We start from the raw sequence: 16,210 nt of genomic DNA, 5'->3' as shown, positions 1-16,210 counted from the left end.
GATATTATGTAGATACAGTAGGAAGAAATAAAAAGGCAATTGCAGAGTATATAAAAAATCAAATGCAAGAAGATATAGCAGGTGATCAAATAAGTTTGAAAGAGTTTATAGACCCGTTTACGGGTGAAGAGGTAGCCAAAGGGAAGAAAAAATAACCCCTTAAGGGGTGCCCTGAAAAACTATAGCAGTTGGCAAACCTTTCAGGGTGTCTTAAGACACAGCAAGTAATATGCCCTTATAGGGCTGAGCAAACCACCCGTTTGACGGGTGGTCATGATTATACATAAATGATAAATATTATATGAGGGGTGACGTCTATGATAATAGGAGAACGAATTAGGTTAAGAGGGATAGAAAGAAAAGATTTAGAACTTGCTTGTAGGTATATGAATGATCCAGATGTAATACTAAACTTATGGACTATGATACCTTATCCTATGACTATGGAAAAAGAAGAAAAGTGGTTTGAAGAACAAAATAAAAACAATAATATATATAACTTTGCTATAGAAACTATAAATGAGAGTAAATACATAGGTGGATGTGGCATAAATAATTTAGATTGGAATAATAGTACGGCTACTGTAGGGATTTATATAGGAGATAAGAATTACAGAAGTAAGGGTTACGGTACTGAAGCGATGAAGTTATTATTAGACTTCATATTTAACCAAATTAATGTAAATAGAGTAGAACTATATGTTTTTTCTTTTAATGAAAGAGCTATTAAATCATATAAGAAGAATGGATTTGTAGAAGAAGGAAGACTTCGTCAAAGGTTATTTAGAAATGGAAAGTTTCATGATGAAATAGTAATGTCAGTACTACGAGAGGAATATTTCAAAGACAAAAAATAGACAAGGGAAGTTATAACTTCCCTTGCGTAATGAATGTCAATTAATATTTACCAAAGTCCTCCCCAACAAGAACAGAATAAAACTACTAGGAGTAAGAAAAAGAATAATAATTCACTTCTTATACCATCTCCATGCCATAGACCTTTAGATTCAGACATTAGAATATCCCCCTTTAAGATAATATTTGTGTCAAATTAATATTGACATTTAAAATGTATCTAAAATTACCACTTACCGAATCCGCCACCACAGAAGCAGAATAAAACTACTAGTAATAGGAAGAAGAATAATAGTTCACTTCCTATACCACCGCCACCACACCATAAGCCTTTGCTTTCAGACATACTAAAAAACCTCCTTTAAAATAATATATTAAATTAATATTTACTAAGTTAAAATGTATTGGTAATTACCACTTACCGAATCCACCACCACAGAAGCAGAATAAAACTACTAGTAATAGGAAGAAGAATAATAGTTCACTTCCTATACCACCGCCACCACACCATAAGCCTTTGCTTTCAGACATACTAAAAAACCTCCTTTAAAATAATATATTAAATTAATATTTACTAAGTTAAAATGTATTGGTAATTACCACTTACCGAATCCACCACCACAGAAGCAGAATAAAACTACTAGTAATAGGAAGAAGAATAATAGTTCACTTCCTATGCCATCTCCACCACACCATAGACCTTTAGATTCAGACATGTTAAAAACCTCCTTAAAATAATCATTTTATAAAGTATTTAACTAATTACCATTTACCAAATCCGCCACCACTACAGCAACAGAATAAAACTACTAGTAATAAGAAGAAGAATAATAATTCACTTCCTATACCATCTCCACCACACCATAGACCTTTAGATTCAGACATAACAAAAAACCTCCTTTTAAAATATTATAACTACTTTCAATATATGGATAATCATTAGATTTGGTTACAATTAATTTTGAATATTACCAACAGAAGCAGAATAAAACTACTAGTAATAAGAAGAAGAATAATAATTCACTTCCTATACCATCTCCACCACACCATAGACCTTTAGATTCAGACATAACAAAAAACCTCCTTTTAAAATATTATAACTACTTTCAATATATGGATAATCATTAGATTTGGTTACAATTAATTTTGAATATTACCAACAGAAGCAGAATAAAACTACTAGTAATAAGAAGAAGAATAATAATTCACTTCCTATACCATCTCCATGCCATAGACCTTTAGATTCAGACATAATGAAACCTCCTCTCTAAATTTTAAGCTATTTTTAATATATCTAATGATATTAAATTTGGTTATAATTAATTTTAAATATTACCAACAGAAGCAGAATAAAACTACCAGTAATAGGAAGAAAAATAATAGGTCAGTTCTTATACCTCCATCGCAATTAGCTGTTCCAGTCATAGTGACACCTCCTTAAATAGAAAAATTTTAAGAGTCAATATATACTATGCTTAAGTAATTTTTTTGGTGATTAATTAAATTAAATTAAATATAATTAGTTTAAAATACAAAAAGTTAAATTAAATTGATTTAAAAGGATGATATTAGGATATGATTAAGAATACTTAATAACGATAATTATAATAATAGGAGGGGATACATGTGGGGGGAAAAAATATAGCAGCTTTTTTTGATATTGATGGAACCATTTATAGAAATTCGCTTATGATTGAACATTTTAAAAAGCTCATAAAATATGAGGTTATAGATCCAGCAATATGGCATAATCAAGTTAAGCATACGTATTTAGAATGGGAAAGAAGATATGCAGATTTTGAAGTATATCTAGAAGAACTTGCTGAAATATATGTTGAACAATTAAAAGGAGTGAATAAATCTTATATTGAATTTATAGCAAATCAAGTTATAAGTTTAAATGGAGATAAAGTATATAAATATTCAAGGGATAGGATAAAATATCATAAGGAAAAGGGCCATAATATATTCTTTATATCAGGAAGTCCAGATTTTCTAGTATCAAGAATGGCTGAAAAGTATGAAGTTACAGAGTATAGGGCATCTATTTATGAAGTAGATGAGAATAATAACTTTACTGGTAAATTAAAGCCTATGTGGCAGTCTGAAAGAAAACATTTGGCAATAAACGAATTATTAGAAAAATATAATGTAGATTTGGAAAACAGTTTTGCGTATGGAGATACTACAGGAGATTACTCAATGTTAAAATTAGTAGGAAATCCAATAGTTATAAATCCTAATAAAGAATTATTCTATATGATAAAAGATGATAAAGAACTATCAGAGCGAATAAAAATAATGGTTGAAAGAAAGAATATAATATATAAATTGTCTCCTAGTGTAGAAATACTTTGAAAATATGAAGAAATCTTAATAAATTAATAAATAAGCTTGACAAAAAAACATATTTTGATATATTATAAATCAAACTGTATAAAAAAAGCTATGATGAGGAAAGTAATAATTGAAAGAGTTCACAGAGAGATAGTTGGTTGCTGAGAGACTATTAACTTTATCTTTTATGAAGATCACCTTAGAGCTTGTTGTCTGAAAATGATAGTAAGACATCACGTAGAGATACGTTAAAATATAATGAGTGATAAGAGTATTCATTTACTTTTATAATTTGGGTGGTAACACGGTATATTCGTCCCTAAGTTTTGAACTTAGGGGCTTTTCTATTTTTATATAACATGTAATATAATTTTAAACTATAGATATCCTCAAACTTTAACAAAACTATATACTATATTGAAAGGATGATAATATGGAAAAATTTAAAGAACTATCCAACTTATCAGTCAGTGAAAATGAAAAAGAATTATCAAAATTCTGGGACGAAATAGATATATTGAAGAAGAGTATAGAAAATAGAGAGGGAGCAAAGCCATTTGTATTCTATGAAGGACCACCTACAGCTAATGGTAGACCTGGAATACATCATGTTATAGCCAGAACTTTAAAAGACTCAGTATGTAGATATAAAACTATGAAAGGCTATCAGGTAAAAAGAAAAGCTGGATGGGATACTCATGGATTACCTGTAGAAATAGAAGTAGAAAAAGAGCTTAAGTTAAAAGATAAACATGATATTGAGAATTATGGAATAGATAAATTCAATGAAAAATGTAGAGAATCTGTATTTAAGTATGAAGGCCTCTGGAGAGAAATGACTAGACGTATGGCTTATGCCATAGATCTAGATAACCCATATATAACACTTGATAATAACTATATTGAATCAGTTTGGTGGATATTAAATAAATTCTTTAAAGAAGGATATATTTATGAAGGTCATAAAATATTACCATACTGTTCAAGATGTGGTACAGGACTTGCTTCACATGAGGTTGCTCAAGGTTATGAAGAAGTAAAAACAAATACAGTTATAGTTAAATTCAAAAGAAAAGATGCGGATGAATACTTCTTAGTTTGGACAACAACTCCTTGGACATTAGCTTCAAATGTTGCATTAACTGTAAGTCCAGAAGCAACATATTTGAAAGTGAAATCAGAAGGAACAGTTTATTATGTAGAAAAAACACTATCTAAAAAAGTATTTGGAGATCAAGAATTTGAAGTATTAGAAGAAATGAAAGGTAAAGATTTAGAATATATTGAATATGAACAACTTATGCCTTTTGTCAAAGCAGATAAAAAAGCATTCTTTGTAACGGTTGCAGATTATGTAACAACAGAAGATGGTACAGGTATAGTTCATACAGCACCGGCATTTGGTGAAGATGACTACAACACAGGAAGAAGATATGATTTACCTGTATTACAACCAGTTAATGAAGATGGTAAATATATAGATACTCCTTGGAAAGGCATGTTTGTAATGGATGCTGATATAGACATTATAAAATGGTTACATGGAGAAGGAAAATTATTTAAGAAAGAAAAAATTGCTCATAATTATCCTCATTGTTGGAGATGTAAAACACCACTTTTATACTATGCAAAACCAAGTTGGTATATAGAAATGACAAAACTAAAAGATAAACTAATAGAAAATAATAATTCTGTAGAGTGGTATCCAGATTATGTAGGAGAAAAGAGATTTGGTAACTGGTTAGAAAACTTAAATGATTGGGCTGTATCTAGAAGTAGATATTGGGGAACTCCTCTTAATATCTGGAGATGTGAGTGTGGTCATTTAGAAAGTATAGGATCAAGAAAAGAACTAGCAGAAAAAGCTATAGAAAATATAGATGAAAATATAGAGTTACACAGACCTTATGTTGATGAAGTACACATTAAATGTGATAAATGTGGTAGTCAAATGACAAGAGTTAAAGATGTTATAGACTGTTGGTTCGATAGCGGATCTGTGCCATTTGCTCAACATCATTATCCATTTGAAAATAAAGAAGTATTTGAAGAATTATTCCCAGCCGACTTTATATGTGAAGGAATAGACCAAACGAGAGGATGGTTCTATTCACTATTAGCAATTTCAACATTTGTTACTGGAAAGTCACCATATAAGAGAGTATTAGTAAACGACCTTATCTTAGATAAAGAAGGAAAGAAAATGTCTAAGTCAAAAGGAAATACTGTTGATCCATTTGAACTGTTTGATAAGTATGGAGCAGATGCATTAAGATGGTATCTATTATACGTATCTCCAGCATGGACTCCAACTAGATTTGATGAAGATGGATTAAAAGAAGTTGTAAGTAAGTTCTTTGGAACTATTAAAAATGTATATAACTTCTTTACACTATATGCTAATACAGATAACGTAAATCCTAAAGATTTTTACGTACAAATAGAAAATAGACCAGAACTAGATAGATGGATAATATCTAAATACAATAGTTTATTAAGAGATGTTGAAACTGAATTAAAAGCTTTTGATCTGACTAAAGTTGTTAGAAAGATACAAGATTTTGTAAATGAAGATTTATCCAACTGGTATATAAGACGTTCAAGAAGACGTTTCTGGGAGTCAGAATTAACTGAAGATAAAAAAGCAGTTTATAATACAACATATGAAATATTAGTGGGAATCTCTAAAATGATAGCTCCATTTGCACCATATATTTCAGAAGAATTATATACAAAATTAACTGGAGAATTATCTGTTCATTTAAGTGATTATCCAGTATTAGATGAAAGCTTAATAAATAAAAATATAGAAGAAAAAATGGATCTTGTAAGAGATCTAGTAGGACTTGGTAGAGCTTCAAGAGAAGCAGAAAAGATAAAAGTACGTCAGCCAATACAGAAAGTACTAATAGATGGTAAGTATGAGAGTATCATTTCAGATTTAGTACCACTTATTAAAGAAGAACTAAATGTTAAAGAAGTGGTATTTGCTAAAGACTTAAAAGAATATATGGACTTTAATCTAAAACCAAACTTTAGAGAAGCTGGACCTAAGCTAGGATCAAAAATTAAGATATTTGGAAAAGCATTGCAAAGCTTAGATGCATCATCAGCAGTACCAAAATTAGAAAATGGAGAAACTATAACTCTTGATCTTGATGGAGAAAATTTTGAAATTACAAAAGACTTTGTAATGATAAATATAATCGCCAAAGAAGGATTCAATGTTGCTATGGAAAATAACTTATTTGTTATTTTAGATACAACTTTGACAGAAGAACTATTAAATGAAGGATATGCAAGAGAATTCATATCTAAGGTACAACAGATGAGAAAAAATAACGGATACGAAATGATGGATAACATAAACATTTACTTTAATGGAAATGATGATATAACTAAAGCAGTAGAAGCTTATAGTGATTATATAAAACAAGAAACATTAGCAATAAATATAGAAAAAGTTTCAGATGATAATTTAGAAAAACACAACTTAAATGGACATGATACAGGAATAAAGTTAGAAAAAGTGAATAACTAATAAATTGAAACCCTCGAAAAAATTATTTTCGGGGGTTTTTTACCAACTAATTAAGCTTGTAAATTGTTATTATCATTGAAAAATAGCAACTTATATGTATATAATATAGATATATTGTAAATAAAGGTTGAACTTGGTAAAATAATTAATAAATGTGATTATTAGCTGACTATAACACATAATATAAAATTATATTTGTGTAAATTACAGTAGTTGAACAGTAACATAGTATGTATTTAAATCCGTAGGTGGCAGTATACTGCATAGCTGGAATAGTAGTGTTGAACAGTAACATAGTATGTATTTAAATATAATATGCAATAGAGTTAAGAAATATTTTTACTAGTTGAACAGTAACATAGTATGTATTTAAATTTTAGATACTTATTTAGATATATTAGAAAGGACAGAGTTGAACAGTAACATAGTATGTATTTAAATATCAACTGGAAAGATGGTAAATCCACTAGGAGCTAAGTTGAACAGTAACATAGTATGTATTTAAATAGAAGCATTAAAAGAAGGAAAGACATTTTCGCAAAAGTTGAACAGTAACATAGTATGTATTTAAATTGTTGTTTTCTAAGTTTGAAATTCTTTCCTCATGTGTTGAACAGTAACATAGTATGTATTTAAATTGAGAAGGCTATAAAGAAAGCGAAAAGTATTCAAAAGTTGAACAGTAACATAGTATGTATTTAAATCATATTATTTGTAATGATTATGTTGATGAAGAGTAAGTTGAACAGTAACATAGTATGTATTTAAATATGATGCAAAAGATAAACTAGAGTTAATTCCTCCAAAGTTGAACAGTAACATAGTATGTATTTAAATTAACCTTTATATTTTCTATCAAATTTAATTAAAGCGTGTTGAACAGTAACATAGTATGTATTTAAATTGAGTAACTTCCTGCTTATCTCTCCATGTCGTAGGTTGAACAGTAACATAGTATGTATTTAAATAAGGAGAATCCTTGATTTCTTTGATTGTCTGTTAAAGTTGAACAGTAACATAGTATGTATTTAAATTACTATCCGTAACAAGATCAGAAGTTCTCGCAAGGGTTGAACAGTAACATAGTATGTATTTAAATAGATGAATTTACAATTATTCGCAGAAGGAGGGGAAGAGTTGAACAGTAACATAGTATGTATTTAAATTTGCCCTCGATTGAGCTTGAAGGAATGTAGCATGTCGTTGAACAGTAACATAGTATGTATTTAAATCAGGATGGGAAGAACTGGGACATACGAGGATCAGTGTTGAACAGTAACATAGTATGTATTTAAATGATAAATCTCTAGCATCTGTATATAGTTCATATCTAGTTGAACAGTAACATAGTATGTATTTAAATTCGGCAGTCCCGCCACATTCATCTATTGCATCTGCTGTTGAACAGTAACATAGTATGTATTTAAATGAAGGTAAGCCAATTTGCTCCTTATATAATCGGTGTGTTGAACAGTAACATAGTATGTATTTAAATGATGGTGTTCTACACTTCTTCTTAGAGTTTAATTATCGTTGAACAGTAACATAGTGTGTATTTAAATTTGGCAGAAAATGAGGACTGGCCTAAAGATTGAAATTGAATAGTAGCGAGTATGTATGTGAATTCTTCAATCGAATCTGCTGTTCATTTTATTAACCACCTGAACAGTAATGTAGCATTTATATTTGAATATAGTACATAATATTTATATACAAAAGTTATACTTTGTGTTAAAATTAGACAATAAAAGTAGAATATATACATATAGTGTATTTAAATATTCTTTTTATAAACGAAAAGGATAGAAAAGTTGAATAGTAACATAATATGTAAAAAATATATTGACAGGAAAATTAATCAATGATATCCTTATTTTAGGATATAAATTAAAATTCAATTCTATTTATTAACAAATTAAGGAGAGAAAAATAATGTGCTTTTATCAATTAACTAATACAATCTTCCTAAAAAAAGATGTACATTATATTAAAGTTGGTGAAGTTATAGGACAATCTATAAGTAGACTCATGTTAGAAGACGATTATTTAAAAAAACTACATAAAGAAAGATGTTATAAGTTTTGTTATGACATCTTTTATCCTATAGAAAAAGGAGATAAAGTTTATAAAGCAGGAAAAGTATATATTTTTAATATAAGAAGTTTTAATAAAGAATTTATATCTAAAATAAAAACTTTACTTAGAAGATTAGATGATGAATACATAAAAGTATTATCTATAGAAGAAAAAGAAATAAAACGACGCCATATAACTAAGATATATACTAGAACACCAGTGATAACTACAGTTGAAGGTAAACCATGGATCGCAGGAGAAGATGATTTGCTATTGCTTCAAGATAGGCTACAGAAAAATCTCGAAAAAAAGTATAATCAAATTTTTAATGAAGAAATAAAAATTAATCACAGCTTTATACAAAGAATAAATATTTTGAATAAGAAACCTATAGCAAGTCTATATAAAAATATTAAGCTTTTAGGGAATAAGCTAGAGATATATGTAAATGAAGATGAAGATTCTCAAAAACTAGCACATATTGCAGCTGGAATAGGACTTGGAGAAAAATCAAGTGCGATAGGTGGGGGGTTCTGCCATATACATTATTTAAAGTAAGGGGGTGAAGCTTTGATAAGAGATATATCTAAAAATATAAAAGAAGCTATATTAACAAATGAAAATTTAGCATTAGATAACTATTCACTAAAAGAAGGGATTTATCTAAAGCTTAGTATTAATTATGACATAGAGTTTGATGAAAGTCTAGAGTATATAGTTATAGATAAAGAAAACAAAGATGATTCTATAAAAAACAGAGATCTTTATATGTGGTTTAAGGAAAGGGATTATTATAGTAGCATACTTAATGATGATACTAATAAAGCGATAGATCTACCAGCAAAAAAAATACATAGTACAAATCATTTAAGTTTTTTCATAAAGAAAGAAAATATCTTAAATTTAGAAAACAATAAAAAATTTAAATATGAGGATCTATTGAATAGAACAGATATATATTATGATAAATTGTTAAAGGCAGATGAAAAGTTCTTAGAAATTCATGACTCTAGTATATTTAAACAAAGAAAACTTAAAAAAGGTGAAGAAAATAAGTTTTTAGATAAATACTTTAAAGAACAAATGGATTATATAAAGAGTGAAGAAAGAAAAACTAGTATTAAAAATCATAAGAACTTTATATTAAACAATTTGAACAAAATAATAAATGGTTTAGAAAAACTTAATAAAGAAGTTAAATTTGATAATTATGTAAAAATATTTTTTGATGAAAATATAGGAACTTACAAGAAAGAGCAAGAAGTTTACTTATTTCCAAGAATATTTAATGTAAATACTTATAATATATTTACAGAAGATTATATATTAGGTCTACCTAGTAAAAATATAACGACAAATGATAAAAAGCCATATTTATTGTTAAGAAGTATGGACTGTAAGGTTCCGACTAGAGTAACACTAGAAGAAGCCATAATACAAGATGTTTTGTTTAACTTTTTAGAAAAACAAGGTAAATTTAAAGAAATAAAAATGGATCATGACTATAAGTTTGATGGAGAAAAAATACACACAGACAGAAAATCTTATTATAGCTTAAGATTAGATCAAAATTCGGAAATAGATGAATTTGACTTTATTCCTACTAATAATGAAAACCTTGAATTTAATCTTATAAACATAACCAATAGAAAAGTTAGAATAGATTGGGAAGATGCGAAGAGTAAAAAGGTTTTAGAAGAAGAAAAATGTATAAATAGTTTATATAGATTAAAAGGTCTTTTTTGTGAAAGATTTTTATTAAATGATGTAAAAGCAACGGATTATTTTAGAAAATATGAATTTAGTAAAGGAAGAAACTTAAAAATAACAAATAATATGAAATCTATATTTATCGTGAATAGAGAGTCTTTACATGATTTCTTTTCACATGGAATAGATATTTCATTTAAAGAAACAGTGAATAAAATGACCAAAGATTTTATAAAAGAAAGAATAAGGTATTTAACAGAAGGAATTAATCTTTGGGATGTAATGGGAGCATATAATTTACGAGTATCATTATTAGACTACTTTAAAAAAGAAGGTGAAGAGAGTTTGGAAAATCAAATAAAGAAAGTATTAGAGAGTTTAGAAGGAAAGCTTACTAAAGATAATAAGGAGCTACTTTGTGAAAATGATAGAGAATTTTATTTCTTATCAGGACAACTAGCATATTACCTCTTATCATTATCTCAAGCTAAGAGAAAAACTTATGGAATGTTTGAGGGAATATTAAATGCTAGAAATAGTGAAAAAATAAAAAAAGAATTAATACATTTATTCGAATTATATAAACATGAAATAGGTATAGGAAATATATTATTCAAAAGGACATTTAGCTCAGTCATAGGCCATAGAACAACTACAAAGTTAGACGAAAAAAATGAAGAAATGTTATTAGTAGGAATAACATATGACAATATATTCTATAGAGGTAAGGAGGAGAAAAAGAATGATTAAGAATAACAGAGTAATAGGGATAATAGGAATTAGAAGTGATATGGCAAATTGGAATGCAGATTTTACAGGTAGACCAAAGACCGATACTAGAGGAAATATATTTGGAAGTGATAAAGCTTTAAAATATAGTCTTAGAAAGTATTGGAATGATATAGGAGAAAAAGTATTATTTTTTAAATCATATACATTACAAAAAGGAAAATTACAGCCTAAAGAGTTAAATGAAAGATATGAAGAACTTTTTGGAGGCAAGGTTAATGATAAAACTGACTCTGAAGAAATTATAAAGAAACTATTTTCTACAATAGATGTTATGAACTTTGGAGCTACATTTGCAGTATCAAAACAAAATATAAGTATAACAGGTACTGTTCAAATAGGACAAGGTATGAATAAATATAATGAAAGTGAAGTAATGACCCATGGAATATTATCTCCCTTTAGAAACTCTAATAAAGATGAAGCAGACTCTTCTACTTTGGGTAGACAAGTTATTAGTGAAGAAGTCCACTATTTCTATCCTTTTACAGTAAATCCACAAAACTATAAAAACTATACAGAACTCATAGATGATTTTGAAGGGTATACAAAACATGCATATGAGCTTTTTAAAGAAGGATCATTAGTAGGTGCTACAGCACTTAATACTTGTAGTAAAGCAGGTTGTGAAAATGAATTTGCTTTATTTATAGAGTTTAAAGAAGGCTCAAAGTCTTATCTTCCTAGCTTAGATAAATATGTTAGTTTTGAAAAAGGAGAAGAAAAAAATTTAATAGATATAACTAAAATAAAAAATATTCTAGAAGAAGGAAACATACTAGATGAAGTAGATGGAATAGAGATATATTATAATCCATATACAACAGATCTAAAGAATGATATAGAGACTGCAAAAGTATACAATATATTTACAAGAGAGATTGTAAAGTAGCTAACATAACTTTATCTAGAATAGAGGTGAAATATTGAAAGCAATAAAGTTTAGCTTAAGTGGAAAATTTGGATTTTTTAAAAAGCCAGATGTAAATGTAAATACTTATTTTACTTATAATAATATACATAAAGTTGCACTATTAGGTATGTTAGGAGCTATAGTAGGTCTAGGTGGTCATAATCAGAAGAATGATAAAAAGCTTCTAGATGCGGAATCGAAGAAAAAATATCCAGAATTTTATGAAAAATTAAAAGATATTAAAATAGCTATAGAACCTTTGGGAGAAAGAGGATATTTTACTAAAAAGATTCAGTATTTTAATAATAGTGTAGGATATGCAAGTAAGGAAGAAGGCGGAAACTTAGTAATTAGAGAACAGTGGCTTGAAGATCCAGCTTGGAACATATATATATTAGATGATGATTTTGTAGATAGAGGGTTATTTATAAAAATTGAAGAGTTTTTAAAGAATAACAAGTGTGAATTTATACCGTACTTAGGTAAAAATGATCATATAGCAGAAATAAAAGATGTTGAGCTAATAGAACTTGAAATTGAAAAAGACCCAAACTATATAAGTACTGTTTTTATAAATGAAAATATTAATATTTCAAAGAGGGGAACTTATGATGGAAAACAACCATATCTTTTTAAAGAAGTATCTCCATATACTTTAAATGAAGATTATGGAGGATATGAATTTAAGGAGTTTTTATATACAAATAGTAAGTTAAAAATAGAAGAAAATACAAGTGATTTATATAAATATAAAGATAAAATAATATCATTCATATAAGATTTATTAAGGCTCTAATATTAGAGCCTTAATATTTAGGAGGAACAATATGGATAAGCTATATGACTTAAATAAAATAATATCTAATAAAGAAAAATTATATGCTCATATAGATGAAGATAATAAAAAGAAAGCAGAGCTTTTAACAGAACATTTAGATAGAACAATTTATTTTTATAATAAACTAGTAGAGAGAAAAGGTATAAGAGATATAATATACAACATAATTTCTCATATCAAGTTTGATGATAACAATCTGCCTAAAGATGTTATTAATTTTATTTATGAACTGTTTATAAATGCCATATATTTACACGACATAGGAAAAATAAATCCAGCATTTCAATATATAAAAATGAAGAATAAAGTTAATGCATTTAAAAATAATCCAAAGGCAACAAATTCAAATCATTCAGAGTTATCGGCTTTAATATATATTCATTTATACTTAGAGAAAATAGAAGAAATATATGAGAGAGAAATAGAAGGATTAAGAGGTTTTTTAAGACACATTCTATATTGTTTTGCTTACATTATATCTAGACATCACACATATTTAAAGGGTTTAAAGAACTCTGAAAACAAGGATTTTAAAGATTCAATTAAATCACTTTTAGAAAGAATAATAAAGGAAGACAGTTATGTGGCTTATTATAAAAAATTAGATGAGCTTAAAGAACTAGATATATCTATTTTAGAAAGTGAAGTTAATAGATTTGATGATGGTCATGAGAATAGTAGCTATGAATTTTATATATTAAATAAGTTTCTATATTCAGTACTAGTGTCTTGTGATTATTACGCAACACATTATTATGACACAGGTAATGATATAGAATTTAATTATATAGATGACATAGATAAAATATTGAAGACATATCAAAGTACCAATATATATAAAGGAATAGAAATGTATAAAAAAAATGAAGATTATTTTAATGATAGTCCTATAAATAAGTTAAGAAGTCAAATGTTTATAGAAAGTGAAGATAATTTATTACGAAAATATGAGGATGGAACAACTAATTTAGAAAGATATAATATATTTTATTTAGAAGCACCAACAGGTAGTGGTAAAACAAACATGTCAATAAATTTAGCTTTAAATATAATAAAGAATAGTAAGAATATAAATAAAATAAACTACATTTTTCCCTTCAATACATTAGTAGAGCAAACAAAAAGAAATCTAGATGATATATTTGGTGAAGATGAGAAGTTTAAGATAGCAGTTATAAATTCCATAACACCTATAATATCAAGTAGTGAAAAATTAGAAGATGACAATATAGATAATAAAACATATAAAGAGGACTTTTTGAATAGACAAATGTTACATTATCCTGTAGTTTTAACTACACATATAAATTTTTTTAATTATTTATTTGGAACAGGCAGAGAGATAAATATTCCATTAGTGCAATTATGTAATAGCGTAGTTATAATAGATGAAATACAGAGTTATAAAAACAGATTATGGCCAAACATAATAAAATTTTTAGATATATACAGTAGGCTTCTAAATATTAAGATAATAATAATGTCAGCAACACTTCCAAAACTAGATAAGCTTATAGAAAATGATGACAGTTTATTCTGTAGCTTGATAAAAAATCCAAGCAAATACTATAGAGATAAGATTTTTAGAGAACGAGTCAAGTTAAATTTTGATTTATTAAAATATTCAAATAAAGATAAGGAATTAGTTAAAGTTAAATTATTAGAAAAAATGGATAAAGTTATAAATGAAAATAAAGAAAGTAGAATTTTAATAGAATTTATAACTAAAAAAACAGCTAGAGAATTCTATAATGAGATCAAGAATAAGTATCCTAGTAAAAGAGTAATAGAGATTACTGGAGATGATAGTAATTATTATAGGAAGAAAATAATAGACCAGATAAAAGAAAAGCATAAGGAAACTAAAGGAGATAATATAGAAGGTGAATATGTAAGAAAAGATTTAATAGTGGTAGCCACACAAGTTATAGAAGCAGGAATAGATATAGATATGGATATAGGATTTAAGGATATATCTATATTGGATGCAGAGGAACAGTTTTTAGGTAGAATAAATAGATCATGTGAGAGAAATAATTGTAAAGCGTATTTCTTTAACTATGATAAAGCAGAATTAATTTATAAAAAAGATTTTAGAATTGAAAAAGATTTAACAGATGAAGAATATCAAAAATATCTAATAAGCAAAGACTTTAATGAATTCTATAATCTTTCAATGAAAAGATTAAAAGAAAAAAATAAAGATAGTTCAGAATATAATCTAAAACATATGAGGGAAGATGCTTATGTTTTAAACTTTGAAAATATAAGTAAAAATATGAAATTGATAGATGAAGAAGCCTATCAGCTTTATTTATCTCATGAGATGATAATAGAAGAAAATGATCAGGAAGTTATTTTAGATGGAGAAAAAATATGGAATGGGTATGTAGAACTTTATAAAAATAAAGAAATGGATTACTCAGAAAGAATGATAAAGTTATCTAGACTATCTGAAAAAGTGCAATTATTCACATATAATTATGTGGATTATACAAATAAATATGATAGAAAACCAAAGAAACATGATGATAGAATAGGAAACTTATTTTATGTATCAAATGGAGACGAGTTTATGATAAAAGATGAAGAGACAAAATCTAAAAAGTTTAATAGAGAAAAGTATAATGAAGGAGTGAGTGGATTATTTCTATAAAAATTACAGGAACAATAATAAACTATTATATTCACTGTAAAAGACAATGTTGGCTATTTGGAAATAGAATAAATTTAGAAGATAATAGTGAAGATGTCCGTATAGGAAAAATATTACATGAAATTAAAAGTCAAGAAAGTAAAAGTAGTGAAATTTCTATAGACAATATAAAAATAGATAAAATAACAGGAGAATATTTGGTAGAACTAAAAAAATCAGATGCTGATCTTAATTCAACGAAATGGCAAGTACTTTTATATTTAAAGAAGTTAAAGGAAAAAGGCATAATTAGGAAAGGAAAAATAGAGGTTATAGAGAAGAAGAAACAAGATAAAAAAATACATTATGTAGAATTAACACAAGAATATGAAGAAGAATTAGACAAATTATTATTAGATATAGAGAAATTTTTATCTTCAGAAAAGCCTCCTATTGCAGAAAGAAGTTCTAAATGTAAAAAATGTGCCTATTATGAGTACTGTAATATTTGAGTAA

Annotated in this window: 10 protein-coding genes, 1 pseudogene, 1 CRISPR repeat array and 1 other annotated feature; of the genes and pseudogenes, 10 read left to right on the top strand and 1 reads right to left on the bottom strand. The window is 27.1% G+C overall.

The features are described 5' to 3' along the window. Positions 1 to 155, top strand: a pseudogene (locus CLPU_RS10390) (IS200/IS605 family transposase); the annotation flags it as partial. A gap of 162 nt (positions 156 to 317) precedes the next feature. Continuing rightward, positions 318 to 857, top strand: a complete 540-nt coding sequence (locus CLPU_RS10385; protein ID WP_050355592.1) for a GNAT family N-acetyltransferase — start codon at positions 318 to 320, stop codon at positions 855 to 857. 760 nt (positions 858 to 1,617) lie between these two features. Here CLPU_RS10385 and CLPU_RS18030 read toward each other — a convergent pair. Further along, entirely contained in the window at positions 1,618 to 1,740 is a 123-nt protein-coding gene (locus CLPU_RS18030) for a hypothetical protein (protein ID WP_268760466.1), read from the bottom strand. 741 nt (positions 1,741 to 2,481) lie between these two features. Here CLPU_RS18030 and CLPU_RS10380 point away from each other — a divergent pair. The 8 genes from CLPU_RS10380 (at position 2,482) to cas4 (ending at position 16,206) form a co-directional block, all read left to right on the top strand. After that, positions 2,482 to 3,213 carry an HAD family hydrolase gene (locus CLPU_RS10380; protein WP_235436156.1) on the top strand — a complete coding sequence of 244 codons (732 nt, stop codon included), beginning with the start codon at positions 2,482 to 2,484 and terminating at the stop codon, positions 3,211 to 3,213. 81 nt (positions 3,214 to 3,294) lie between these two features. Continuing rightward, positions 3,295 to 3,516 (top strand) — a binding site (T-box leader). Positions 3,517 to 3,625: 109 nt separating this feature from the next. After that, positions 3,626 to 6,733 carry an isoleucine--tRNA ligase gene (gene ileS, locus CLPU_RS10375; RefSeq protein WP_050355591.1) on the top strand — a complete coding sequence of 1,036 codons (3,108 nt, stop codon included), beginning with the start codon at positions 3,626 to 3,628 and terminating at the stop codon, positions 6,731 to 6,733. Positions 6,734 to 6,945: 212 nt separating this feature from the next. After that, positions 6,946 to 8,295: direct repeats of the CRISPR family, unit length 30 nt; unit sequence GTTGAACAGTAACATAGTATGTATTTAAAT. Positions 8,296 to 8,665: 370 nt separating this feature from the next. Beyond that, positions 8,666 to 9,367, top strand: coding sequence for a CRISPR-associated endoribonuclease Cas6 (locus tag CLPU_RS10370; RefSeq protein ID WP_050355590.1), 702 nt, complete (start codon positions 8,666 to 8,668; stop codon positions 9,365 to 9,367). A gap of 12 nt (positions 9,368 to 9,379) precedes the next feature. Then, entirely contained in the window at positions 9,380 to 11,269 is a 1,890-nt protein-coding gene (locus tag CLPU_RS10365) for a hypothetical protein (RefSeq protein ID WP_050355589.1), read from the top strand. Then, positions 11,262 to 12,200 (top strand): type I CRISPR-associated protein Cas7, encoded by a 939-nt coding sequence (locus CLPU_RS10360; protein WP_050355588.1) that lies wholly within the window; start codon positions 11,262 to 11,264, stop codon positions 12,198 to 12,200. The genes CLPU_RS10365 and CLPU_RS10360 overlap by 8 nt, the downstream gene beginning before the upstream one ends. A gap of 34 nt (positions 12,201 to 12,234) precedes the next feature. Then, positions 12,235 to 12,999: a type I-B CRISPR-associated protein Cas5b gene (cas5b, locus tag CLPU_RS10355; RefSeq protein ID WP_050355587.1), complete on the top strand. Its 765-nt coding sequence runs from the start codon at positions 12,235 to 12,237 to the stop codon at positions 12,997 to 12,999. A gap of 49 nt (positions 13,000 to 13,048) precedes the next feature. Continuing rightward, positions 13,049 to 15,715, top strand: a complete 2,667-nt coding sequence (locus CLPU_RS10350) for a CRISPR-associated helicase/endonuclease Cas3 (protein ID WP_050355586.1) — start codon at positions 13,049 to 13,051, stop codon at positions 15,713 to 15,715. After that, positions 15,703 to 16,206, top strand: a complete 504-nt coding sequence (cas4, locus tag CLPU_RS10345) for a CRISPR-associated protein Cas4 (RefSeq protein ID WP_321169973.1) — start codon at positions 15,703 to 15,705, stop codon at positions 16,204 to 16,206. Before CLPU_RS10350 ends, cas4 begins: the two co-directional genes overlap by 13 nt. The last annotated feature ends 4 nt before the right edge of the window (positions 16,207 to 16,210 follow it).

It is taken from the genome of Gottschalkia purinilytica (assembly GCF_001190785.1).
Classification (GTDB): domain Bacteria; phylum Bacillota; class Clostridia; order Tissierellales; family Gottschalkiaceae; genus Gottschalkia_A; species Gottschalkia_A purinilytica.
Note: the sequence above shows the minus strand (reverse complement) of the source record. Positions and strands in the feature narration are given on the sequence as shown.